Source organism: Faecalibacterium butyricigenerans (genome assembly GCF_020687345.1).
GTDB lineage: Bacteria > Bacillota > Clostridia > Oscillospirales > Ruminococcaceae > Faecalibacterium > Faecalibacterium butyricigenerans.
The window spans coordinates 113,032-133,306 of record NZ_JAJEQL010000003.1 but is presented as its reverse complement, the minus strand read 5'-3'; the positions used below and the strand labels follow the sequence as shown (position 1 = coordinate 133,306).

The following is a 20,275-nucleotide window of genomic DNA, read 5'->3' as shown; positions in this document are numbered from 1 at the left end:
CCTATCGTTTTAACAAGACTTGCCGGGTCAAAACAATCTGTGGATTTTTCATCAGAATTTTCAAAAGTCGATATTCCAGTGGTGTGAATGTAAGTGGCTTTCCTGATAGAGTAGCACTCATTTCTGAAAAATTGATGGTCAGTATGTCATCCTCATAAGTATCACCACCATATTGTTTTGTCAGCCTCCCTAGCACTACCGCCAGTTTCTTTTGAAAGACACTCATAGGGAAAGGTTTTGTCACATAATCTTCTGCACCCAGCTCATACCCTTTGAGCATATCGCTTTCCATATCATTTGCGGTCAGAAAGATAATAGCGGTATCGGGACGGCGTTCTTTTACCTCCCGGCAGAAGTCAAAACCGTTCCCATCCGGCAAATTTACATCCAGCACAATTAGGTCATAGTCCTGCTCTGTCAAGAAACTACCGGCCGCTGATTTTGTCAGCGCAGAATCCACCGCATAGCCCGCAGTATTCAAGTTATAGCATAAAGTATTATTCAAAAGTCGATCATCCTCGACTACTAAAATTCGCATGGTATCACACTCCTTCATTTTCAGTGTATCACCCAAATGTCACAGAAACCTCACTGAGATTTGTTTTCTTTTCTCCGCCTGTCTACTGGCTTCTCTGCATTTTTAGGAATAAGCCAAATCGTCGCCATTTTTACAGCACCGGGGATGCGCCCAGATGTACACAAATAATTTATCTGGCGCGGCGTAACATTCCATTTTTGGCTTGCCTCTTTTAATGTTATGTAGTCCATTTTGCACCTCCTAAAATATTATATTTCGTCTTCTCGAAGAATACAAGTTTATCCCTACCTATTACTCTACAAAAATCAGCATAATCTTACCGTTCATCAGGCATAATTAGGTTATTCCTTTGCACAAACCAGAACGATACAATGTTATTGAGGTGAACGATTATGCCGATTGATGATTTAACTGCTTTAGGGCAGAAAATGCGGGAAGCCCGAAAGAATAAAGAGCTAACACAACAGGAGCTATCTGATTTGAGCCATGTTTCTGTAAAGCAAATCGCCAATATCGAAAAGGGGAAAATGAATCCTTCTTATTTGATTTTGAGAGCATTGGCCAAGGTCCTGCATATCTCTTTAGATACACTTATAAATCCAGATGTTTCTCTGGAGGATGAAGGTGTCAATCAGATGAAAATGCTTTATTCCAGCTGTCCGCCAGAAATGCGTGACACCCTGCTGCATCACACCCAGGAAACGGTGAAAGAACTGACAGAGTTGTCAAAAAAATTTGAAACGAATTGAGCCAGTGAGTGAAATTTAACGATTCTCTCACTGGTTCTTTTCATTTTCGGAGAAAAGAGGCAAGCAATGCCTGTGTTAATACACACAGGCCCGCAGAGAAGAAAATCCCTCCGTGATTTTCCTCTCCGCTTGCTTGTTGAGGGCAGCGCCCCCAAGCCCCTTTGAACACAGAATTTCATTCTGTGGCTGCGCGTTCTGCGAACGCTTTTGACCAGGACCAGCTTACCGCTGGCCGTGGTCTTTTTCTTTTTCAACATCCTGTTCTACCTCCATTTTCAGCACTCGATCTACATTTGCTTTTGCAGTCAAAAGCTCCCTCATTTCTTCACGGGAGCGCCGATACTCGGAATAAGTCTTTTTCTTTTCTTCCAGCAATTTTGCGTACTCTGTCTGTAACTCTTTGACCTTTGGCAGCTTCTTGACGCCCATCTCATCAAAGGCATTCTTAGCAGCCTGGTGGAGCAGGATTTCTTCCTCATGTGCCTCCCGGAATTTCTTAGAGTAGCCCGCCTTGCGGTATGCCACATAGACCTCACGGGTCTTGGCATAATTTACGATGTGAGTACGCAGAACAGCAATCTCTGCCATGCGCTTTTCAGCCGCTTTGATGTGCGCCGAAAGTTCATTGTGATGTGCCGTGGCAGCCGCAGCCTTTTCTTCCAAAACCGCATACTCCAGCAGGTTATTCTCTGACAGGTAATTCATGGTCTGCGCCATTTGCTTCAGATTGAAAACTTTAGCCCATCGCGCATAGCCAGCACCTTTTCCAGCCTGCAATTTTGCCTGAATGTCCACCAGCAGATTGACCTTCGGCGGCTCTGCCTGTGTGACTGTTTTCTTTCGCGGGGTATGTGCTTTCTTCCCTAAGAGAACTGCCCGCAAATCTTCCAATCCATATCCTTCGCCCAGACTGTCCATGCGGGCGGCTTTCTCCCAACCAGAGAGTTTCAGTCGATACGATTTTCCGCGCTTTGAGACTTCACAACCATATTCTCGCAACAGCTTCAGCAGTTCTTCAAAGTCAGCAGGACTTTGTGATAATGCGTTGTCAATCGCCACACGAAGCAGCTCTCGGTGAGATGGATTTGCCTGATCGCCCAGCCATTTGTTATAGCTCTTTCCGTGAAGTTTCGGATTCTCTACAATGGACAGTCCATTCTCAATACAGATCCTCCATAATAGAATAGCCAGACAAGGAGAAGGTCGGCAACGAAGTCCGGCAACGGGCTTCAAAAAACCTCAAAACCATCTCTGTCTGGCGGTTTGGTTACAATTTATATTTTCTTTTATTTTTCTGTTGCTTTGGTTGCTGATAGGGGAAAAAGCCCGCAGTTACGGGGCTTTCCCCGGCAACCAGCCCGGCAACGGGAGTGCAACAAAGTCGGCAACGGGGTTGGATTTTCAGAAAGGAAGCTCCATCTGCTCTGTGACCTCCACAAATCCCTCCGGGATTTTTTCGGCTCCGCCCTCGGTATTCGTTGCCGGGGCTTCACGCTCCCAGCCCTTTTGCCTGCCGTATTCCGGGAACATCCGGGGATTGGAAAAGTAGTGCCAGCCTGTGACACAGTGGTTCATAATGTCGTTGACCTCCCGGATTTCCCATTGCTTCGGCTCGTCAAAAGGGTGGTTCAGGGCTTCCCGGAAAAGCTGCTTGGAACACACCATGCTGCCGGTATAGCGGTCAAGGTAGGCTTGGATCATCCCGGCCTTGGTATCCTCCGGCATAAAATCCCGCTGGTGTTCTTTGAGATAGCGTACCATTTCGGGGCTGAAAGACAGCTTAAAATCCCCGCTGCGGTAAATGGTCATGGCTTCCGCCCATAGCTGCTCAATGTAGGCTCTGGAAGCGGCTTCATCATCCAAAATGTGAACTTCCGCCTGTTCCGGGTACACCATGACCGGCAGAAAGCGCCGGTTGCCGGATCGGTCAAGGGGCAGGAAGTCAAGGGCATTGGAAGTGCCGCCGAACACGCATTGCCGCAGCCTGTCCTCCGGGTGGGTTTCGTATGGGATTTTATAGACCTCCTTCTGTCGGCTCAAAAAAGACTTGATTTCCTCAATGCTCTTGGCGTTTGCGGTGGCAATCATCTCCGACATCTCAATAATCCAGTGGCCTTGCAGTTTGCGGTACACATTGTCATCGTCCAGCTTGCGAAGGTCATCGGAAAACCACTCGTCTTTCACGGCCAGCAGCCGGAAAAAGGTGGATTTCCCGGCTCCCTGACCGCCCACCAGACAGAGCATGACCTCAAATTTGCAGCCGGGATGAAACGCCCGGTGGATGGCTCCCAGTAGGAACAGCCGCAGGGCTTCATAGGTGTACTGGTCGCTGTCGGCTCCTAAAAAGTGGTGCAGACAGGTACGGATACGCTCGGTTCCGTCCCATGAAAGGCCGTTCAGGTAGTCCCGGATGGGGTGATAGCCGTTTTCATTGGCAGCGATCCCGATGGCGGCTGCAATCTTCTTTTCGCTGGTCAGCCCATAGGTTTCTTCCAGATACAGGAGCAGATAATTCATATCCGTGTCCGTGATGGCGGTGCCGGTACGGTGGTAGCCGATGGGCTTAATGATGTCGGTACGCTCGGTCAGCAGATTTTTGGCGATTGCTCCGGAAAGCAGTGGGTCATTCTGAAAGACGGTCAGGCAGTTGCGGATACTGTTACGGATGCCGCCTTTCTCGGTGCTTTCCAGCATGGCCTTAACTTCCTCAACGCTCCGGGGCGGCGGTGCTTCTTGTATGGTCTGTTCTGCGGCCTGCCGTATCTTCGGCGGCAAGCTCTGCCATTCGTCTTTCAAGATTGCTCACTTCCTTTCCACAGTCGATGATAAGGGCTGCCCGTTCCTCCATGTCCGGGGAGAGCAGCACATCCAGCAGATAGTCCACATAGTCCTGCTTTTGCAGGGCTTCCACAAATAAAGGGTGGAAATCCTCGTCTGGCGTCTTGGGGGCATAGTCCCGTTTCCAGCGGCACAGCAGGTTTCGGTAATCACACAGCACCCGGAAGCAGTAACGCTCCATACGGCGGAACCGCTGTTCCGGGGTTTCCTGCCGGGGCTTCCTCTGGCTTCTGTGGGATAGCTCCTTGTCCTCATAGGGGACGGAAAACGCCTGTGCCAGCATGAGGGCGGCTTCCTTTGGGCTGACAGCTTCCAGACGGGAAACAAAGTCGATCACATCCCCGTCTGCCTGACAGCCGAAACAGTGAAAGCGCCGGTCAACCTTCATACTTGGGTTTTTGTCGGCATGAAAGGGACAGACGCACATCCCGTTCCGTCCCACCCGGATTCCGAAATGCTCAGCAGCCTGCCGGGTGGTAACAGACTGCTTGACAGCTTCAAATACATTCAACTAAATCCTCCTGAAAATAAGAAAAGCGCCTGTCATTCTCGAAAAGAAAATGGCAAGCGCCTGTTAGAGTTCCATATCCTGTTTTTTCTCTGTGTGGGGCTGCTGGCGTTTCTCGGCCTGTTCCTCCCGGATACGCTGTGCCCGGCCTTTGACTGCCTGCTGGATGGATGGTTTCTTGCCCGGCTCGGCAGTCTGGCGGTACTGCTCGGACGGAAGCACCTGATTAAGCCAGTGGCGCACATCCCGGAGAATCTTCACATCCTCCTGCACCGCTGACAGGCGTTCCCTGTACTCGGCCACCTCTCCGGCAAGCTGCGTCCGTTCTTCGTTCAGCTTTTTGGTGCTGTACTTGGTTCCCTCCAAATGCACCTTGAAATAGCGGACAGCGGCATTGTAGGCGTCCAGCTCGTCCCGATGGGCGGCGGCAAACTGTTCCTTTGGTTTCTTAAACCGGATAGCGGCATATTCCGCATGAACCGGCTTGTGAGCTTCAAAGTTAGCGATATGGGAAAGCATGGTGTCAATCTCCTTCATACGCTTTTCCTTCGGCTTCATCTCTGCCCGGATGGAAACGGCCTGCTCACTGACGGTATCCAGATAGGTGTCAAGGCTCTCCACGGTGGACAGCTCCTTTTCCCGCAGATAGCGGATGGCGTCCATAACCTTGTTGAAGTCGTTCACAGTGCCTTTGAGCTGGCCTTTGCTCGTCCAGCCGGTGCGCTCCTCCCGGCGCAAATCCAGATATTTGCCCAGCAGCTCCGGTAGGGTGGGTTCCTTCGCTTCCTGCAAGGCTTCCAGCAGGGCGGCCTTTTTCTCCTTCAGGTCTGCAATCCAGCCTTTCAGGTGGCGCACCATCTGGCGGATTGACTGCATGAGCCGGTTGGCAGCGGTAATGTCCCGGTTCAGGTTGCCGATGTTGGTCTGTATCCCTCGTTTTTCCATCTGGCTGACCGCTGGCCCCATGTGGACGGTGGGGATTTTATCAAGCCCCTGCCGCTCATAGGAACGAAGGTCGAGGCGTTCTGGGCGGTCATTGGCTTCCAGATAGCGGTTGGCGGCAGCCGCCCAGCCCTGCCGCCACATCTCGCCGTACTTCTGGTCGTTCCAGTCTACAGTGTCCTCCTTGTGGCTTTTCCAGTTCCCGGACGGGAGCCGGATACGCTCGCCGTTCTCGTCAAGGTCATAAACCTTCCGGCTCTTGGAAAGCCATTTCCCGGTTTCGTCCATTGCCCGCATGGTCAGCAGGATGTGGGCGTGGGGATTCCCATCCTCCTTATCGTGAATGGCAAAATCGGCAATCATGCCTTTGGAAACGAAAAACTCCCGGCAATAGTCCCGGAGCAGGTCGGCGTGCTGCTCCGGGGGAATTTCCCTCGGTATGGCAAGCACGATTCTCCGGGCAAGCTGGGAGTTCCATTGTTTCTCAATCGCTTCGGCGGCGTTCCACAAGGTATTGCGGTCTGCGTACTCCGGCGGGGCATGGGGCGGCAGCATGATTTCTGTATGGACGATCCCTCGTTTCTCGGCATAGTATTTCTGCTTCTGGTCGTACTCGGAAAACAGCCGTTCGCCGCTCTGGTAAGCTGCGGCGGCTACGGCTGACTGGCGGTTGCTGCGCTGGACGATCTTTATATCATGGTGGGGACAGGGCATAACGGCTTCCTCCTTCCTGTGGCTGATTGGATGGGGTGGTGGTTTGCCACCTCATTTTGGGCAAAAGAAAAGCAGGAAACCGTTTCTGATTTCCTGCTCGGTGGTGCCGCCGGTGGGCGGCTGGTATTCAGTTTTGAAAGTTCGGGTCAGGTTGGCCCGATGATGGAGAGATTGGCAAACTGGAATTTGTAAACTAATTAGTACAAATCACCTTTGAAGATTCATCATTCACAATAATTGCCTGATGATTGCTAATTGGGCAAATGTTCAAATCTGAAAACTCAGCTAATATCTTTTCAGTAACTTTCTTAAATGGTGCGGTAAGATAATGTGGGAGGATATAATAATCAACAAAACTGAGTCCCTTATCATCTTCTTGTGAATAATCTTCTGGTTTCTTATCCATTTGTTCAATATATGTAATTGTAGGAGAACATATAATTGCCCCAGCCGACTCACCAATCATCAGTTTTCCATTCATAATTTCTTTCTTCAGCAACTCATCAATACCCGTTTTTCGTAATTGGTCAATCAGAAAAAATGAATTACCACCAGTAAAATAAATAACATCCGCTTCTTCAAAAGCAGATTTTATCGTCAAATACTCCTCCTTTGAAATATCCATTTCTGTTAAGATTGCTCCTAATTTCTTGAATAATTTCCTGGCAGAATTCACATAACCCGTATAACCTTCGTGAATTGAAGCTGTCGGAACAAATACGACCTTCTTATTTTCAACTTCTTCTTTTATCAGATTTCCTACACTTGAAAAGTGTGAACATAAAAATAATTTCATTTGTAATCTCCTTTATAAATTCTGATTTGTCATTGCTTTCATTATACTTCATCAAGCCGGGTAAGTATAGGATGATTTTGTAAACTTGTCGGACGGGAACAGCCTACCCCGCAAGGTGTTCCCGGGCGGCAAGTCCACAAAGGGGTAGCTGGCGGCAGCCAGCGCAGGGGAAGCGTAGCGTCCCCTGTGATGATTGGAAGCAGCCGCAAGTGTGCTGGCAATCATCCGCTTTCCGCAGGAAGCCCCCGGCAGGGCGCAACGCACCGGCTTGACCGGTGTATAGTTGCGCCCTTACTCCGTAAGGGGTTCCCCGGCTACCCTCCGTTTCACGCTTTCCGCAACAGTTTCCTTCATGCCAGTTTGGGAAAATGCCTGTTTCAGAATGTCCATCACATCATCGTCCGTCAGCACTTCCGGCCTTATCAGAAAACTTTCCAGCATAGCCCCTCTGGTGCAGAGCCGGTGCGTCCGTTCCTTCCGGGTAAGCTGCTTCATTTGGTGTTCCAGTATCTTTTCTTCGTGCTGCGCCCGTCGCAGTCTGGCTTCGCCTTTGGCAAGCTCCCAGTTGAGCTTTTCCAGCTTTTCATTCATCACGGCAGCCCTCCTTCTTGGGGAGCAGCGTGTAAATGCGGTTCGGTTCTCCCACACCCCGGCGCACCCGCAGGATCAGTCCGGCGTCCTCCAATTCTTTCAAGGAACGCTTGACGGTTACGGAGCTTCGGGACAAGGCCGCCGCCAGCTCCACAATGGGGAAACGGACAAACAGTATCCCGTTGGTATCCTCCGTACCCACCGTAAGGGTGGCGTCCAGCAGGCGGGCATACATGACCTTTGCGGTGCTGCTGACCGGCAGCCGCAACATGGCGGGGGGAAGTGGCATACAGGGCGGCAGAACGGTGTCTGCGGTCATAAATTCAAAATCCATTTAAGTGATTTTCTCCTTTCGCTTGGCTCGTTTGGACAGGTAATGGGGGCAGTCGATCACAACAGCCCGGAAGCTCTGTTTGCACTCATGCTGACACTTCCGGCACAGGTCGTTGTAGGCCACACGCCCCCGGTCATTGAGGAAGAAGGACAGCTCCAACTTCCGTTTTTTGCTCATTCTCGGCATGGTGCCTCCTATCATAGAAAATCCGCCCATTTCAGCCGTAACGGTGGAGATGGGCGGATAGCGGTTTTTGGTGTCATGTTTCGGGGCGATTTTCAAGAAAAATACGGCCATAGAGCCGCTTGGAAAAGCCCCATAGTATCACGGACAGGGCAGACTACGCCCTGCCGATTTGTCGTGTTTGGGTAGCGTTTTGGTGTCAGTTCTGCCGGGTTTCCCTGATGTCGTTCCTGCCCCTGAATCTCACAGCAGCGTTTCGTTCCCGTTGGTACGCTCGCTGCGGTCAAGGTTCCTCCAACTCCTTGCCGCAGGTCGTTGCACTACATCGCCAGGGAGCATATCCCATCAGGCCGGTCATTCGATTGGAATAATCCATCGATGAACTGACTTAATCATAGCTCATTTTTGAACCCTTTCCCGTATGTCCAGAAAGTAGGAATACCGCCCCAAAATCGAAAATTTCCACGATTTCGGAACGGTATGGTATAATGACTATATATGCTCGAAAACCACATGGGAAGGGAGTGGCAAACCGATGAAAGACCATGTTTCCTTACAGGAACGCTTGAAAGATTTACGGGTGGAAAAGGGTTTGAAACTGGAAGAACTGGCGGAAAAGACCGGCATTTCAAAATCTGCTTTAGCCAGCTATGAAAATGAAGAAAACCGAAATAAGGAAATCAACCACGGCAACCTTATCACACTGGCAGACTTTTATGAGGTGTCCATCGACTATCTGTTCTGCCGGACGGAAAACCGGGAGCAGATCAACACCCCGCTGTCCGAACTGCATTTGACCGATGAAGCCGTGGCGCTTCTGAAAAGCGGACGGATCAATACCCGGCTGTTGTGCGAGATGATGTCCCACGAAAAATTTACAGAGCTGATGGCTGACGCAGAAATCTATGTGGACGGAATGGCCACCATGCGGTTCCATGACATCAACAGTGCGCTGGCCGCTGTCCGGGCAATGATACTGGAAGAACATCCCGAAGCTGCCGCAGACCGTTCCCTGAAAATTCTGGAAGCCGGTCAGATAGAGGAAGAAGATTTTTTCTGCCATGTGACACACAAAACATGGGACGCTATCCTTCACGATATACGCAAAGCCCATGAGAACGACATGGAGAGTGCGCCGGATACCACGCCCGCCGATGAACTGATAAAGGAAGTCCGAAAGGCCATGCAATCCACCGGCGACAGGGTGCAGGAATTTCTGGAAATCTTCTGCAAGGCGTTCCAGCTAAAATACAAGCGGCTCACAGACGAAGAAAGAACAACCCTGAAAAAGCTGTTCAAAAGATCGCCGCTGATTAAAAATTCCGGAATCAACTTCCGGCGCAGACCGTGGAAATGAAAACAGCCGTTGCGGGATCGGCTCCTGCAACGGCAGCTTTGAATCATACATGAATTTGGAAATCCCGAAACTCAAACAATCCATTTCCCTGTTTGAGTTTTCCAGCTCTCGATAATTTTGCAAATCCGGCTTCAATGTCAGCTATCAAAGAAACAGGAATATCCAACTGGTGGTGTCCGGGCAGAACTTTTTTTATTTTGTATTTCTGTATCCGCCTTATGGATTGATAGAATAACTGCGGGTCGGTAGTTGGGTAAAATGCATCAAGGCTTCCCTTGTATATCAAATCCCCGGAATACAAATAGTTTCGTTTTGGTTCGTAAAAACAACAATGTCCCGGAGAATGTCCCGGCGTGTGAATAACCTGAATTTCTCGCTCGCCTAAATTTAAAAAATCGCCATCATGTAAGATTCTTTGTGGCATACCTTGAAAAATCTGATAAGCGTTAATATCAAAATCTTTTGGGAAATCACAAGGAAGCCTTGTCAAATTATTCTTCACAACTTGCAACGGTATCGGAAACCTGACTGATAACCAGTCCTTTTCCTCTTCATGTACGGCGATATTATCAAAATACTTATGCCCGCCAATGTGATCCCAATGAACATGAGTAGTAACTGCCATAACAGGCAGCTCTGTTAGACTGTCCACAATTTTTCTGATGTTGGAAACGCCTAAGCCTGTATCAATGAGAATAGCGCATTTTTCTCCACATAATAGATAGCAATGTGTTTCTTCCCAGTGTTTGTATTCGCTAATAGAGAATGTATCACGGTCTATTTGCTCAATGGTAAACCAATTATCCATTCTGCATAATTACCTCCAACAACTAAATTTCCCGGCTAAAACCACTTTGCGTTTTCATCTCTGAAATGTGGTATAGTGCCATCTTTATAAGGGTCATATCGATTTTCATTGCAACCAAATTCTTTTAAGAGGGCAATCTTGTCATCTGGTGTCCATTCAATCAGTGATATTCCATCAAACGCTTCTACATTACCGTCGTCCATTTTATTCTTAAAATACCATTCAACGATAGTCTGATTGTCTTTATGGAAAAACTGTTTGATGTCCCATTGTAAGACGGTTCCCCGGGTATTCCATTCCTCAAACCAAAGTATTATCTTCTTTATTTCGTGATATTCCGGCCCCCAGCTTTCAATATAGATGGCATTATTTGAAAAAATATCGGATATACCTAAATCTTTCTTTGTAAGCCACATATCAAACCAAAGTCTGATAATTCTTTCTCTATTGTCCATTTCGCAGAACCTTCCTTGTTAATTTGATATTTCAGCTTCTTCGTCATGCTCTAATTCAATCACATTCAAAATTCCACAGTTCAATGCTTTGCAGATACGCAGTAGTGTTTCCATACTGATATGCTTTCCCTTGCCCATGTTGGCAATCATATTGGTGGTCAGACCGGCGGACAGCCGCAAGTCCTCTTTCCTCATGCCACGTTCTTTCAAAGTGTCCCATAGCGGTTGATAGCTGATGTGCATAGGCTCCCGCCTCTCTTTCCATCGTCAAATGTTCTGTACCCATTATAGCAGAAATCTTGCGTTTCCACAATATTTCTTGACCGCACCGCCGGTTCCGTCTGGATTGTGCTTTTCCTTTCTTCACTTTTATTACATTTAATTAGCCATAAGCTGCTTCATGCCCTGAGATTTAGCGCCAGGGTTGTCGTTGCCGTAACCTTCCAGCAGGTTGATGACACCCCAGATACCAAGACCAGCGCCCAGAGCGATAACGAGAGTCTGAAGAACGGTAATTGCCTGTTCAAAAAATGCCATATAGTTTGTTAGCCGGAATCTGATTAAAAAATAGGTTTGTCATGTTTCATAGGCATACAAAAGCCGGAACAATCTGCCCTCGATATATGAGAGCCTGATTCCGGCTGTCCTCCTTTTTCATTATTTTGTTGATGATTGCCCGCTTTGTACGCCAATGGCCTCAACAGAGGCAGTTGCGGCAAATAGATACGATCACTCCTTTCTCAGCGGAACCGTATTACACGCCCTCCGTGTCTACTTCATATACATCGCAGACCTCATCAGGCTTGAGTTTTAGTCTGGCAGACAAAAATGCTTCAATATCAAAGGTATTTCGCTTGTCTGCATCAGCTGTGTATTTGAAATTAGGGTGTCTGGTAATGTCATACTTGTCTGAAAGAAACGGACGCACACCGCGCAACTGCAAGATGCACTTGCCGCCATCCATAACTGCCAGCTCGTCCTGGCTCATCAGCTCTTTGCCACAATGTCAAGTGATGAATTAAAAAATGGCAGCCACGATCAAAGAATTCCTTTTTGTGGCTGCCATTCTGATAATTATTAGCTTGACTTGTACTGCTTAACTTGTTTTATTCGAGAGTACGAATTATAATATGGCAGTACGGAGGTGCTATATGGATTACATGACTTTGAAAGAAGCAAGCAAGATTTGGGGAGTAACACCCCGTTGGATAAATTACTACTGTTCCGCAGGACGTATCCCAGGAGCGGAAAAAATGGGAACCGTCTGGCTTATCCCTAAGAATGCTACGAAGCCATTGGATGGGCGAAGAAAATCTGCCGGGCAATCAAGAGGAGAACATCATGATTGAAGTTTATTATGCGGAAGATGACGAAACGATTGTGGCGTTCAACTTTCTCTATATTTTCTTGTGCATTTCTTTCCCGGCTTAAAGTCGAGGATGTGTCCCTCAACAACACGGGCATACCGCTTGATTTTGATTTTCCGGCGCTGCTGGTCTTGGAGAGCATTCTGATAGCTGTCCTCTGCAAGAAACAGACGCATTTCATCACCTCTGCTCCCGTAAGCACTACACGGATGGAGAACAACAAACTCAATCATCCATCGGGTGCTGTCCTCAAAGCGTTCCACGGCAAGAATGTTATGTCCTTTCAGCTCCCTTGCTGAAATATCTTTCATAGGCGGCTCCTTTCATCGTTCCTGGTCTCTCTGACGCTTTTTCTGCCATGCCTCCAGCAGCTTGATGATGGTTTCCTGCATCCGCTGGGGCGTATAGCTTTTAGGAAAATACTTCCGCAAGGTGTCAGAGGTAAATGTCACTCGGTCCAGATCGCTTTTCTTTTCCTCACCCATGATGACACGCATCATATCGAGGGTCAGATGCCCCTCCTGACTGTATTTCTTGAGCCGCTGGGCTTGAGAAAGAGAAGGGGTAGCCTGTTCGCTGTCCATCGCGTCCAACAGGTCTACCTGTTCCTCCTTTTTGAGAAAGGACAGCTCATAAGCAGGATTTAAGGCAATTTTCTTTTCATCCACCATGTCCAGCAGTTCGGGAATCAGCTCGGTCAGACGGATAAATCTCTGAATTTGATTCTTACTCTGTCCAACCTGTTCAGCTAAAATATCTCTGGATTTTCTACCATCGGACTTGTGCCCAACTTGGGCACAAGTTAAATCCACTCGCTCTCCCTGGTGCTTCATAGCCTCCAACTTCATTTTATAGGCAAAGGCCCTCTCACTTGGAAGCAGGCTTTCTCGTTGCAGGTTGCTGTCAACCATAATAATTGTGGCAGCGTCATCGTCCAGATCACGGACAATTACCGGCATGGTCTCTTTTTCTGCCAGTTCACTTGCTCTGTGCCGTCTGTGTCCGGCCACCAGTTCATAACCACCCTCCGGGTCAGGGCGGGCAATTGCTGGAACCAGCACACCATACTGCTTGATACTGTCTGCGGTTTCCATCATTGCTTCGTCATCCTTGACTTTGAATGGATGCCCTTTGAACGGGTGCAGTTCCGACAACGGGATTTCTACTACTTTTTCTCTCTGAGCATCGGCACGGCTCTCCTCCGTAGAAAACAGATCATCTACCGATGCCAGCTCTACTTTTTTCGCGCTGCTTTTCAAGTTTCAACACCTCCTTCGTCAGATTTCGATACCCCTCTGCCACCTTGCCGCCAGGGTCATGGGCGAAAATACTTTTTCCCTCTGCACTGATTTCCTTTGCCCGGACAGAATGGGGGATTTCCGTTCCAAAGACTTTGATTTTACTTCCATAGGTGTCCCGCAGCAAAGCAGCAATCTCTTTGGCAAAGTTGGTGCGGTTATCCACCATCGTCAGCAGGATACCGTCAATCTGGAGCTTTGGATTGATCTGCCGTTTCACCTTACTGACCGTAGATAGAAGCTGTTCCAGCCCTTTGGCGGGCAGATACTCTGCCTGAACGGGAATTATGATCCTGTTCGCAGCCGCCAGCGCATTGACCGTAAGCATCCCCAACGAAGGCTGACAGTCAATCAGGATATGGGAATATTGTCCCTTCAGTGTGTCCAGATATTGCCGTAAAATCGTTTCACGGCTCATGGCGTTTACCAAAGAAACCTCCATACCGGAAAGCTGAATATCCGCAGGCATCAGGTCAACGCCTTCTGCATGATGCAGAATACCTTCTCCGGGGCGTATAGGCTGATCCATCAGAATTTTGCCCATTGCATCCGATAGTGTAAATGGCAGCTTGTCTGGTTGCGGATTTCCCAAGCTGATTGTCAGGCTTCCTTGCGGGTCCCCGTCGATCAGAAGCACTTTCTTTCCGGCCTGTGCCAGACCTATTCCCAAGTTCGCACAGGTTGTTGTTTTGCCAACGCCGCCTTTCTGGTTGGCGATGGCGATGATTTGTGTGTTCATGACTTCACCTCATTTCTGATTGTTGCTGTTGTTTCTGGAAATAGAAAAAGCCGCCACTTCAAAATTAACAGTGAAGTGACGGCTCTTTCTATCGCCGGAATACGAGTTCCTGAAATGAAAAAAGCACCCAGCATTTATACTGTGTGCTACATCAAATTCATATTCAATTATTCAAATTAGCTCAAACTATGCCAAACTGCCACAGCCAAAAAACGAGGGGAAGGAGGGCTGAAAAGCACCCCAAAAATCGGCTCTCGGTTAACCACTTTGGGAACCACTTTCCCCTCTTTTTGCCCTATTTTTAGCCAGTTAACCACTTGCGGACCACTAAAAATTGGAGGAAATCGGCTCTCGTTTTGCCAAATTTGGTCAAACCATATCAGCCCGTTTAGATATAGCAAAAGCCCGGAAAACCTTGATTTTCCGGGCTTTTTGAACCATTTTAATATAGTCTGAGCAGTCGATTATCGCTTGCTGAACTGCGGAGCGCGACGAGCTGCTTTGAGACCGTACTTCTTGCGCTCCTTCATACGAGGATCGCGGGTCAGGAAGCCAGCCTTCTTCAGGACAGAGCGGTTCTCATCGCTCTGCTGCAGCAGGGCGCGGCTCAGGCCGTGGCGGATAGCGCCAGCCTGACCGGAAACACCGCCGCCGGAAACGCGGACGACGACGTCATACTTGCCCTCGAGGCCCAGCAGGACCAGCGGAGAGCGGACGATCAGCTTCAGGGTCTCCAGACCGAAGTAGTTGTCGATGTCACGGTCATTGATGGTGACCTTGCCAGTGCCCTGATAAACGCGAACGCGGGCAACGGAATCCTTACGACGACCAGTGCCGTAGAAATAAGGTTTGGTTTCGTACATGTTCGATTGCCTCCTTCTTAGAACTCGATCTTCTCGGGCTTCTGAGCTGCGTGAGCGTGCTCGGCACCCTGGTAGCAGTGCAGGCGGGTCAGGGCCTTAGCACCGATGGTGTTGGAAGGGATCATGCCCTTGACAGCGTAGGTCATGGCCAGATCGCTGTTCTCAGCCATCAGCTTGCTGTACTGGACCTTCTTCAGGCCGCCGATGAACTTGCTGTGGGTGATGTGGAACTTCTGCTCGGCCTTCTTGCCGGTCAGGACAGCCTTGTCGCAGTTGATGACGACGACGTAATCGCCGCAGTCAACATTGGGGGTATAATCGACCTTCTGCTTGCCGCGCAGCAGAACAGCAGCCTCAGCAGCGACGTGGCCCAGGCTCTTGCCGGCAGCGTCGAGCAGATACCACTTGCGCTCGACTTCAGCGGGCTTGACGAGAGTAGTGCTCATATCTATTTCCTCCTGATAAGTGTTTCAACGGTTCAATGCGCCTTTTGGGGGCGCGAGTGTTAGTATACATCCCCGGGAGCCGCCTGTCAACAGCATTTTTCGATTTTTTCGGCTCAGTTTTTTGAATCTCTTATTTTCTCTTATTTTCTCTCGAAATCTCATGTTTTCTCGAATCGTATTTTCAGTCTGCTTTTTGCGGCACGGCGCTACAATTTTGGCGCTGAGTATGTTATACTAAAAAGGATACAGCCCCACCCCGGGGCCGACCCCTACTTTTATAAGGAGGATACCCCCTCATGCCGAAAGACATCCACCAGCGCGACAGCGCACAGCAGCGCTCTTTCCGCCTGCTGCTCGCCATGGGCATCATCGTCCTGCTGGGCGCACTGGCCTATTTTGTTCTGACCCTCGCGGTCAACCGCCGCACCCCTGCTTCTCCCGACACCCGCTATACCGCCGAAAACGGCATCTCGGTCTATTATGAGTCCGCCGTCTGGCCAGTCTGCGAGATGACCGAGGACGCCACCCTTGGCCGTGCGCTGGAGCTGGCCTCCGCCCAGAGCAGCGACGACGCCAACTATCAGGTCGTGCTGCTCCAGAGGGGCACAAAGGACTCCTACGAGGACTTCATCGGCCAGTCGGAGCGCGACCTCAAGCAGGCCTACGGCGTCATCAGCCCCCGGAAGGTCAACCTGAACATCGACGGTGCAGCCGTCACCGCCGTGCGCTGTGACATTCAGGCTTACTACGCCGTTCTGGCCACCATCGAATACGACACCGGCGACGTCATCTATGTCTCTGCGCTGACCAAGCTGGCCTCCATCAGTGACATCGTGAACCTCGTGGAGAGCGTGAGCCTGTCATGAGCGGCACGAAAGCGATGCAGCGGCTCTGCGGCCTGATGCGCAAAGCCGTCCAGCAGTATGAGATGCTTTCCCCCGGCGACCGCGTCCTCGTGGGCGTTTCGGGCGGCAAGGACAGCGTGGCCCTGACGGTGGGCCTTGCGCAGCTGCGGCAGTACCTCGGCTTTTCCTTTGAGGTGACAGCCGTCACCCTCGACCCCCAGTTCGGGGGACAGCCGGTGGACTACTCCGCGCTGGAAGCCCTTTTCCGGCAGTACGGTGTGCCCTACGAGGTGCGCCGCACCCTCATCGGCCCCATCGTCTTCGACTACCGAAAGGAGAAAAATCCCTGCTCTCTCTGCGCCAATCTGCGCCGGGGCGCCCTCCATGCCGCCGCCGAAGAGCTGGGCTGCAACAAGGTGGCGCTGGGCCATCACCTCGACGACGCCATCGAGACCTTTTACATGAATCTCTGGCGGGAGGGCCGCATCGGCTGTTTTTCGCCGGTGACGGAGCTGTCCGACCGGGGCCTGACCCTCATCCGGCCGCTCCTCCTCGCCACCGAGCAGGAGGTGCGCACTGCCGTGAAGGAGTCGGGATTCCCCATCGTGAAAAGCCGCTGCCCCGCCGACGGCGTGACCACCCGGGAGGACACCAAGGACTTCGTCCGGGAGCGCTGCCGCACCGACCGGGCTTTCCGGCAGAAGACGCTCCACGCCTTGCAGGAAAGCGGCATCGACGGCTGGCGTCCCCTGCACCCGGCCCGCACATCAAATAAGGAGGACACTGCCCATGCAGACACCACTCTTTGAAAAACACGTCTGGGCCGAGATCGATCTGGATGCCCTGCGCCACAATTTCCGTATCGTGAAGTCCCGGGCCGGCGAGATGCCGCTGTGCGCCGTCGTCAAGGCGGACAGCTACGGTCACGGCGCAGTGGAATGCGCCAAGGTCTTCGCCGAGGAAGGGGCCGCATGGTTGGCCGTAAGCTGTCTGGCCGAGGCCCGTCAGCTCCGTCAGGCCGGGCTGCGCCTGCCCATCCTCATTCTGGGCCATGTGGAGCCGGGCTGCGCAGCGGTCCTGATGGAGCAGAACATCACCGCCGCCTGCTACTCCCTGTCGCAGGCCAAGGCCCTCAGCGAGGCAGCCTCCGCCGCAGGCGGGACGGTGGATGTCCACCTCAAGGCCGACACCGGCATGGGCCGCATCGGCTTTGCGCTCCGCACCGACTTTGACGCCGCGCTGGCCGGGATGCTGGAAGTCTGCCGCCTGCCCGGCCTCCGGGTCACGGGCCTGTTCCAGCACTTTGCCGTTGCCGACGACGACACCGCCGACAGCATCGCCTACACCAGCGGGCAGCACGCCCTCTTCGTCCGGGCCTGTCAGGGCCTCGCCGAGGCCGGGTTCGAGCCTGCCATCGTCCACTGCGACAACTCCGCCGGGGTGATGCTCCACCCCGACTGGCCCGCCGGCCTGCCCCGCACCCGCTGCATGGCTCGTCCCGGCATCATCCTCTACGGCTTCGACCCCAGCGACGAGGTGCGCTTCGGCGTTTTCCGCCCGGTGATGAAGCTGAAGACCATCGTCAGCATGGTAAAGGAGATGCAGCCCGGCCAGTCGGCCAGCTACGGACGCCGCTTCACCGCCGAAAAGCCCACCAAGGTCGCCACCCTCTGCGCCGGGTACGCCGACGGCTACCCCCGTCTGCTGAGCTGCGGCAAGGGCATCGTGGAGATCAAGGGCAGGCCCTGCCCGGTGCTGGGCCGGGTCTGCATGGACCAGCTGATGGTGGACGTTTCCGCCCTGCCCGACGTGCGGGAGGGGGATGAGGCCACCCTCTGGGGCGGCACGGTGAGCGACAGCGCCGAGACCATCGCCCGCAAGACCGATACCATTTCTTACGAGGTGCTCTGCGGCGTTTCCCGCCGGGTGCCCCGCGTTTATCTGGAAAACGGCGGCGTCAAGGCCGTCGAAGACTGGATCTTATAAATTTCGGAGGAACTACATGGCAAGAGACAACATCCGCAACTTCTGCATCATCGCGCACATCGACCACGGCAAATCCACCCTGTCCGACCGCATCCTCGAGCTGACCAAGAGCGTGGACGAGCGGACGATGGAGGACCAGATCCTCGACAACATGGACATCGAGCGGGAGCGCGGCATCACCATCAAGGCCCGCGCCGTCACCATGAACTACACTGCCAAGGACGGCAAGGTGTACGAGTTCAACCTCATCGACACCCCGGGCCATGTGGACTTTGCCTACGAGGTCAGCCGCAGCCTCGCCGCCTGTGAAGGTGCCATCCTCGTGGTGGATGCCACGCAGGGCGTGGAGGCCCAGACCCTCGCCAACACCTATATGGCGCTGGAGCACGACCTCGAGCTGGTGCCCATCCTGAATAAGATCGACCTGCCCTCGGCCCATCCAGACGAGGTGGCGCAGGAGGTGGAGGATGTCATCGGCCTGCCCTGCCTCGACGCCCCCCGCGTCTCGGCCAAGACCGGTCTGAACATCGATCAAGTGCTGGAGCGGGTGGTCAGCGACATCCCCGCCCCCACCGGCGACCCCGACGCCCCCCTCAAGGCCCTCATCTTCGACAGCATCTATGACAGCTACAAGGGCGTCATCGTCTATATCCGCGTCTTTGAGGGCACGGTGAAGCCCGGCGACACCATCCGTCTGATGGCCACCGGTGCACAGTTCACGCTGGTGGAGGTGGGCCACATGGGTGCCACCAGCCTGACCCCCTGCGCCCAGCTGCAGGCCGGCGAGGTCGGCTACCTGACCGCCAGCATCAAGACTGTGCAGGACACCCGCGTGGGCGACACCGTCACGCTGGCCGACAACCCCACTGCCGAGGCCCTGCCCGGCTACCGTCAGGTCAAGCCGATGGTCTTCTGCGGCATCTACCCCGCCGACGGCGCAAAGTACCCCGACCTGAAGGACGCGCTGGAAAAGCTGCAGCTCAACGACGCCTCCCTGACCTTCGAGCTGGAGACCAGCGCCGCGCTGGGCTTCGGCTTCCGCTGCGGCTTCCTCGGTCTGCTCCACATGGAGATCATCACCGAGCGTCTTGAGCGGGAATTTGACCTCGACCTCATCACCACCACCCCCAGCGTCCGCTACCGCCTGACCCTCACCGACGGCACAGTGGAGCTGATCGACAACCCCTCCAGCTACCCCGACCCCTCCAACATCGTCAAGCAGGAGGAGCCGTTCGTGGACGTCCACCTCTACACCCCCAACGAATATGTGGGCAGCCTGATGGACCTGTGCCAGAACAAGCGCGGCGTCCTCATCGACATGAAGTATCTGGACGACGTCCGCGTGGACCTGCACTACGCCCTGCCGCTGGGCGAGATCGTCTACGACTTCTTCGACGCCATCAAGAGCCGGAGCCGCGGCTACGCCAGCTACGATTACGAGTTCAAGGAGTACCGCGAGAGCGATCTGGTCAAGCTGGACTTCCTGCTCAACGGCGACCCCGTGGATGCCCTGTCCATGATCGTCTTCCGGGACAATGCCTACGCCAAGGGACGCCGCATCTGCGAGAAGCTGCGGGACAACATCCCCCGCAACCTCTTCGAGATCCCCGTTCAGGCTGCCATCGGCGGCAAGATCATCGCCCGCGAGACGGTCAAGGCCATGCGCAAGGACGTGCTGGCCAAGTGCTACGGCGGCGACATCTCCCGCAAAAAGAAGCTGCTGGAAAAGCAGAAGGAAGGCAAGAAGAAGATGCGCCAGCTCGGCTCTGTCTCCCTGCCCAGCGAGGCTTTCACCGCAGTCCTCAAGCTCGACAGCGACGACGATTGATCCACGCACCCTTCCCCTCCCATCCGGAGGGGATTTTTTTGACGGCTTGGCTAAGATTCTTATCCACGAGTATTGACCTTTGCATCAAAA

General features: G+C 52.4%; 25 protein-coding genes and 3 pseudogenes. 8 read left to right on the top strand and 20 right to left on the bottom strand.

Annotated features, from left to right (window positions below; all coding sequences use genetic code 11):
* Position 1 precedes the first annotated feature (1 nt).
* Together LKD23_RS02355 and LKD23_RS02350 are read right to left on the bottom strand one after the other, a co-directional pair.
* Positions 2-538: a response regulator transcription factor gene (locus LKD23_RS02355; RefSeq protein ID WP_431834221.1), complete on the bottom strand. Its 537-nt coding sequence runs from the start codon at positions 536-538 to the stop codon at positions 2-4.
* 50 nt (positions 539-588) lie between these two features.
* The gene (locus tag LKD23_RS02350; RefSeq protein WP_005335797.1) at positions 589-768 is read right to left on the bottom strand and encodes a hypothetical protein; all 180 of its coding nucleotides are present in this window, start codon (positions 766-768) and stop codon (positions 589-591) included.
* 162 nt (positions 769-930) lie between these two features.
* Between LKD23_RS02350 and LKD23_RS02345 the strand changes: the two genes are divergently transcribed.
* Positions 931-1,287, top strand: a complete 357-nt coding sequence (locus LKD23_RS02345) for a helix-turn-helix domain-containing protein (RefSeq protein ID WP_005335798.1) — start codon at positions 931-933, stop codon at positions 1,285-1,287.
* Between the two features lie 222 nt (positions 1,288-1,509).
* Here LKD23_RS02345 and LKD23_RS02340 read toward each other — a convergent pair.
* The 4 genes and pseudogenes from LKD23_RS02340 to mobQ form a co-directional block, all read right to left on the bottom strand.
* A pseudogene (locus LKD23_RS02340) lies at positions 1,510-2,457 on the bottom strand (relaxase/mobilization nuclease domain-containing protein); the annotation flags it as partial.
* A 231-nt stretch (positions 2,458-2,688) separates the two neighbouring features.
* Complete coding sequence (locus LKD23_RS02335) at positions 2,689-3,981, bottom strand: virulence-associated E family protein (RefSeq protein WP_117570422.1); 1,293 nt, start codon at positions 3,979-3,981, stop codon at positions 2,689-2,691.
* 13 nt (positions 3,982-3,994) lie between these two features.
* Complete coding sequence (locus LKD23_RS02330) at positions 3,995-4,636, bottom strand: CHC2 zinc finger domain-containing protein (protein WP_024738133.1); 642 nt, start codon at positions 4,634-4,636, stop codon at positions 3,995-3,997.
* A 63-nt stretch (positions 4,637-4,699) separates the two neighbouring features.
* Complete coding sequence (gene mobQ / locus LKD23_RS02325) at positions 4,700-6,289, bottom strand: MobQ family relaxase (RefSeq protein WP_024738132.1); 1,590 nt, start codon at positions 6,287-6,289, stop codon at positions 4,700-4,702.
* Between the two features lie 18 nt (positions 6,290-6,307).
* Between mobQ and LKD23_RS02320 the strand changes: the two genes are divergently transcribed.
* Positions 6,308-6,481, top strand: a complete 174-nt coding sequence (locus tag LKD23_RS02320; protein ID WP_207666438.1) for a hypothetical protein — start codon at positions 6,308-6,310, stop codon at positions 6,479-6,481.
* A 1-nt stretch (position 6,482) separates the two neighbouring features.
* On the opposite strand, the gene LKD23_RS02315 is transcribed toward LKD23_RS02320, so the two are convergent.
* The 4 genes from LKD23_RS02315 to LKD23_RS02300 form a co-directional block, all read right to left on the bottom strand.
* A complete protein-coding gene (locus LKD23_RS02315) occupies positions 6,483-7,085 on the bottom strand; it encodes a Type 1 glutamine amidotransferase-like domain-containing protein (protein ID WP_024738131.1) in 603 nt (200 codons plus the stop codon).
* Positions 7,086-7,376: 291 nt separating this feature from the next.
* Positions 7,377-7,676 carry a DUF3847 domain-containing protein gene (locus LKD23_RS02310; protein ID WP_024738130.1) on the bottom strand — a complete coding sequence of 100 codons (300 nt, stop codon included), beginning with the start codon at positions 7,674-7,676 and terminating at the stop codon, positions 7,377-7,379.
* Entirely contained in the window at positions 7,669-8,010 is a 342-nt protein-coding gene (locus tag LKD23_RS02305) for a replication initiator protein A (RefSeq protein WP_024738129.1), read from the bottom strand. Before LKD23_RS02305 ends, LKD23_RS02310 begins: the two co-directional genes overlap by 8 nt.
* Positions 8,011-8,196, bottom strand: a complete 186-nt coding sequence (locus LKD23_RS02300) for a hypothetical protein (protein ID WP_024738128.1) — start codon at positions 8,194-8,196, stop codon at positions 8,011-8,013.
* 532 nt (positions 8,197-8,728) lie between these two features.
* On the opposite strand from LKD23_RS02300, the gene LKD23_RS02295 reads away from it, so the two are divergent.
* A complete protein-coding gene (locus LKD23_RS02295; protein WP_024738127.1) occupies positions 8,729-9,550 on the top strand; it encodes a helix-turn-helix domain-containing protein in 822 nt (273 codons plus the stop codon).
* 43 nt (positions 9,551-9,593) lie between these two features.
* Here LKD23_RS02295 and LKD23_RS02290 read toward each other — a convergent pair whose 3' ends face one another.
* The 5 genes and pseudogenes from LKD23_RS02290 to LKD23_RS02270 form a co-directional block, all read right to left on the bottom strand.
* Positions 9,594-10,358, bottom strand: coding sequence for an MBL fold metallo-hydrolase (locus LKD23_RS02290; RefSeq protein WP_024738126.1), 765 nt, complete (start codon positions 10,356-10,358; stop codon positions 9,594-9,596).
* A gap of 35 nt (positions 10,359-10,393) precedes the next feature.
* On the bottom strand, positions 10,394-10,813 hold the full coding sequence (locus LKD23_RS02285; RefSeq protein ID WP_024738125.1) for a nuclear transport factor 2 family protein: 420 nt from the start codon (positions 10,811-10,813) through the stop codon (positions 10,394-10,396).
* Positions 10,814-10,831: 18 nt separating this feature from the next.
* Positions 10,832-11,056: a helix-turn-helix domain-containing protein gene (locus LKD23_RS02280; RefSeq protein WP_015536482.1), complete on the bottom strand. Its 225-nt coding sequence runs from the start codon at positions 11,054-11,056 to the stop codon at positions 10,832-10,834.
* A 141-nt stretch (positions 11,057-11,197) separates the two neighbouring features.
* A pseudogene (locus tag LKD23_RS02275) lies at positions 11,198-11,350 on the bottom strand (Maff2 family mobile element protein); the annotation flags it as partial.
* 217 nt (positions 11,351-11,567) lie between these two features.
* Positions 11,568-11,813: pseudogene (locus LKD23_RS02270) on the bottom strand (VirD4-like conjugal transfer protein, CD1115 family); the annotation flags it as partial.
* A gap of 151 nt (positions 11,814-11,964) precedes the next feature.
* Here LKD23_RS02270 and LKD23_RS02265 point away from each other — a divergent pair.
* Positions 11,965-12,162 (top strand): helix-turn-helix domain-containing protein, encoded by a 198-nt coding sequence (locus tag LKD23_RS02265; RefSeq protein WP_227620175.1) that lies wholly within the window; start codon positions 11,965-11,967, stop codon positions 12,160-12,162.
* Positions 12,163-12,200: 38 nt separating this feature from the next.
* On the opposite strand, the gene LKD23_RS02260 is transcribed toward LKD23_RS02265, so the two are convergent.
* From LKD23_RS02260 to rplM, 5 genes are all read right to left on the bottom strand, one after another.
* On the bottom strand, positions 12,201-12,491 hold the full coding sequence (locus tag LKD23_RS02260) for a DUF5720 family protein (RefSeq protein WP_227620174.1): 291 nt from the start codon (positions 12,489-12,491) through the stop codon (positions 12,201-12,203).
* 12 nt (positions 12,492-12,503) lie between these two features.
* On the bottom strand, positions 12,504-13,439 hold the full coding sequence (locus LKD23_RS02255) for a ParB/RepB/Spo0J family partition protein (RefSeq protein WP_227620173.1): 936 nt from the start codon (positions 13,437-13,439) through the stop codon (positions 12,504-12,506).
* Positions 13,396-14,217 carry a ParA family protein gene (locus LKD23_RS02250; protein WP_066562181.1) on the bottom strand — a complete coding sequence of 274 codons (822 nt, stop codon included), beginning with the start codon at positions 14,215-14,217 and terminating at the stop codon, positions 13,396-13,398. Before LKD23_RS02250 ends, LKD23_RS02255 begins: the two co-directional genes overlap by 44 nt.
* A 464-nt stretch (positions 14,218-14,681) precedes the next feature.
* Positions 14,682-15,080: a 30S ribosomal protein S9 gene (gene rpsI, locus LKD23_RS02245; RefSeq protein WP_227620172.1), complete on the bottom strand. Its 399-nt coding sequence runs from the start codon at positions 15,078-15,080 to the stop codon at positions 14,682-14,684.
* Between the two features lie 17 nt (positions 15,081-15,097).
* Positions 15,098-15,526, bottom strand: coding sequence for a 50S ribosomal protein L13 (gene rplM / locus LKD23_RS02240; RefSeq protein WP_227620171.1), 429 nt, complete (start codon positions 15,524-15,526; stop codon positions 15,098-15,100).
* 296 nt (positions 15,527-15,822) lie between these two features.
* Here rplM and LKD23_RS02235 point away from each other — a divergent pair, with 296 nt between their 5' ends.
* Genes LKD23_RS02235 through lepA form a run of 4 tightly spaced genes read left to right on the top strand, consistent with a single transcriptional unit; the run spans position 15,823 to position 20,185 of the window.
* On the top strand, positions 15,823-16,392 hold the full coding sequence (locus tag LKD23_RS02235; RefSeq protein WP_227620170.1) for a hypothetical protein: 570 nt from the start codon (positions 15,823-15,825) through the stop codon (positions 16,390-16,392).
* Positions 16,389-17,180 (top strand): tRNA 2-thiocytidine biosynthesis TtcA family protein, encoded by a 792-nt coding sequence (locus LKD23_RS02230; RefSeq protein ID WP_227620169.1) that lies wholly within the window; start codon positions 16,389-16,391, stop codon positions 17,178-17,180. The genes LKD23_RS02235 and LKD23_RS02230 overlap by 4 nt, the downstream gene beginning before the upstream one ends.
* Positions 17,161-18,357: an alanine racemase gene (gene alr / locus LKD23_RS02225; RefSeq protein WP_227620168.1), complete on the top strand. Its 1,197-nt coding sequence runs from the start codon at positions 17,161-17,163 to the stop codon at positions 18,355-18,357. The genes LKD23_RS02230 and alr overlap by 20 nt, the downstream gene beginning before the upstream one ends.
* A gap of 16 nt (positions 18,358-18,373) precedes the next feature.
* Positions 18,374-20,185, top strand: a complete 1,812-nt coding sequence (gene lepA, locus LKD23_RS02220) for a translation elongation factor 4 (protein WP_227620167.1) — start codon at positions 18,374-18,376, stop codon at positions 20,183-20,185.
* Positions 20,186-20,275: the final 90 nt, after the last annotated feature.

Bases quoted from the DNA above. Each gene is read 5' to 3' on its own strand.
- rpsI (WP_227620172.1), bottom strand. From the start codon at position 15,080: ATGTACGAAACCAAACCTTATTTCTACGGCACTGGTCGTCGTAAGGAT.
- alr (WP_227620168.1), top strand. From the start codon at position 17,161: ATGCAGACACCACTCTTTGAAAAACACGTCTGGGCCGAGATCGATCTG.
- LKD23_RS02310 (WP_024738130.1), bottom strand. From the start codon at position 7,676: ATGAATGAAAAGCTGGAAAAGCTCAACTGGGAGCTTGCCAAAGGCGAA.
- LKD23_RS02285 (WP_024738125.1), bottom strand. From the start codon at position 10,813: ATGGACAATAGAGAAAGAATTATCAGACTTTGGTTTGATATGTGGCTT.
- LKD23_RS02235 (WP_227620170.1), top strand. From the start codon at position 15,823: ATGCCGAAAGACATCCACCAGCGCGACAGCGCACAGCAGCGCTCTTTC.
- LKD23_RS02305 (WP_024738129.1), bottom strand. From the start codon at position 8,010: ATGGATTTTGAATTTATGACCGCAGACACCGTTCTGCCGCCCTGTATG.
- LKD23_RS02290 (WP_024738126.1), bottom strand. From the start codon at position 10,358: ATGGATAATTGGTTTACCATTGAGCAAATAGACCGTGATACATTCTCT.
- LKD23_RS02335 (WP_117570422.1), bottom strand. From the start codon at position 3,981: ATGCTGGAAAGCACCGAGAAAGGCGGCATCCGTAACAGTATCCGCAAC.
- mobQ (WP_024738132.1), bottom strand. From the start codon at position 6,289: ATGCCCTGTCCCCACCATGATATAAAGATCGTCCAGCGCAGCAACCGC.
- LKD23_RS02280 (WP_015536482.1), bottom strand. From the start codon at position 11,056: ATGCACATCAGCTATCAACCGCTATGGGACACTTTGAAAGAACGTGGC.
- LKD23_RS02295 (WP_024738127.1), top strand. From the start codon at position 8,729: ATGAAAGACCATGTTTCCTTACAGGAACGCTTGAAAGATTTACGGGTG.
- lepA (WP_227620167.1), top strand. From the start codon at position 18,374: ATGGCAAGAGACAACATCCGCAACTTCTGCATCATCGCGCACATCGAC.
- LKD23_RS02300 (WP_024738128.1), bottom strand. From the start codon at position 8,196: ATGCCGAGAATGAGCAAAAAACGGAAGTTGGAGCTGTCCTTCTTCCTC.
- LKD23_RS02230 (WP_227620169.1), top strand. From the start codon at position 16,389: ATGAGCGGCACGAAAGCGATGCAGCGGCTCTGCGGCCTGATGCGCAAA.
- LKD23_RS02260 (WP_227620174.1), bottom strand. From the start codon at position 12,491: ATGAAAGATATTTCAGCAAGGGAGCTGAAAGGACATAACATTCTTGCC.
- LKD23_RS02265 (WP_227620175.1), top strand. From the start codon at position 11,965: ATGGATTACATGACTTTGAAAGAAGCAAGCAAGATTTGGGGAGTAACA.
- LKD23_RS02355 (WP_431834221.1), bottom strand. From the start codon at position 538: ATGCGAATTTTAGTAGTCGAGGATGATCGACTTTTGAATAATACTTTA.
- LKD23_RS02350 (WP_005335797.1), bottom strand. From the start codon at position 768: ATGGACTACATAACATTAAAAGAGGCAAGCCAAAAATGGAATGTTACG.
- LKD23_RS02345 (WP_005335798.1), top strand. From the start codon at position 931: ATGCCGATTGATGATTTAACTGCTTTAGGGCAGAAAATGCGGGAAGCC.
- LKD23_RS02315 (WP_024738131.1), bottom strand. From the start codon at position 7,085: ATGAAATTATTTTTATGTTCACACTTTTCAAGTGTAGGAAATCTGATA.
- rplM (WP_227620171.1), bottom strand. From the start codon at position 15,526: ATGAGCACTACTCTCGTCAAGCCCGCTGAAGTCGAGCGCAAGTGGTAT.
- LKD23_RS02250 (WP_066562181.1), bottom strand. From the start codon at position 14,217: ATGAACACACAAATCATCGCCATCGCCAACCAGAAAGGCGGCGTTGGC.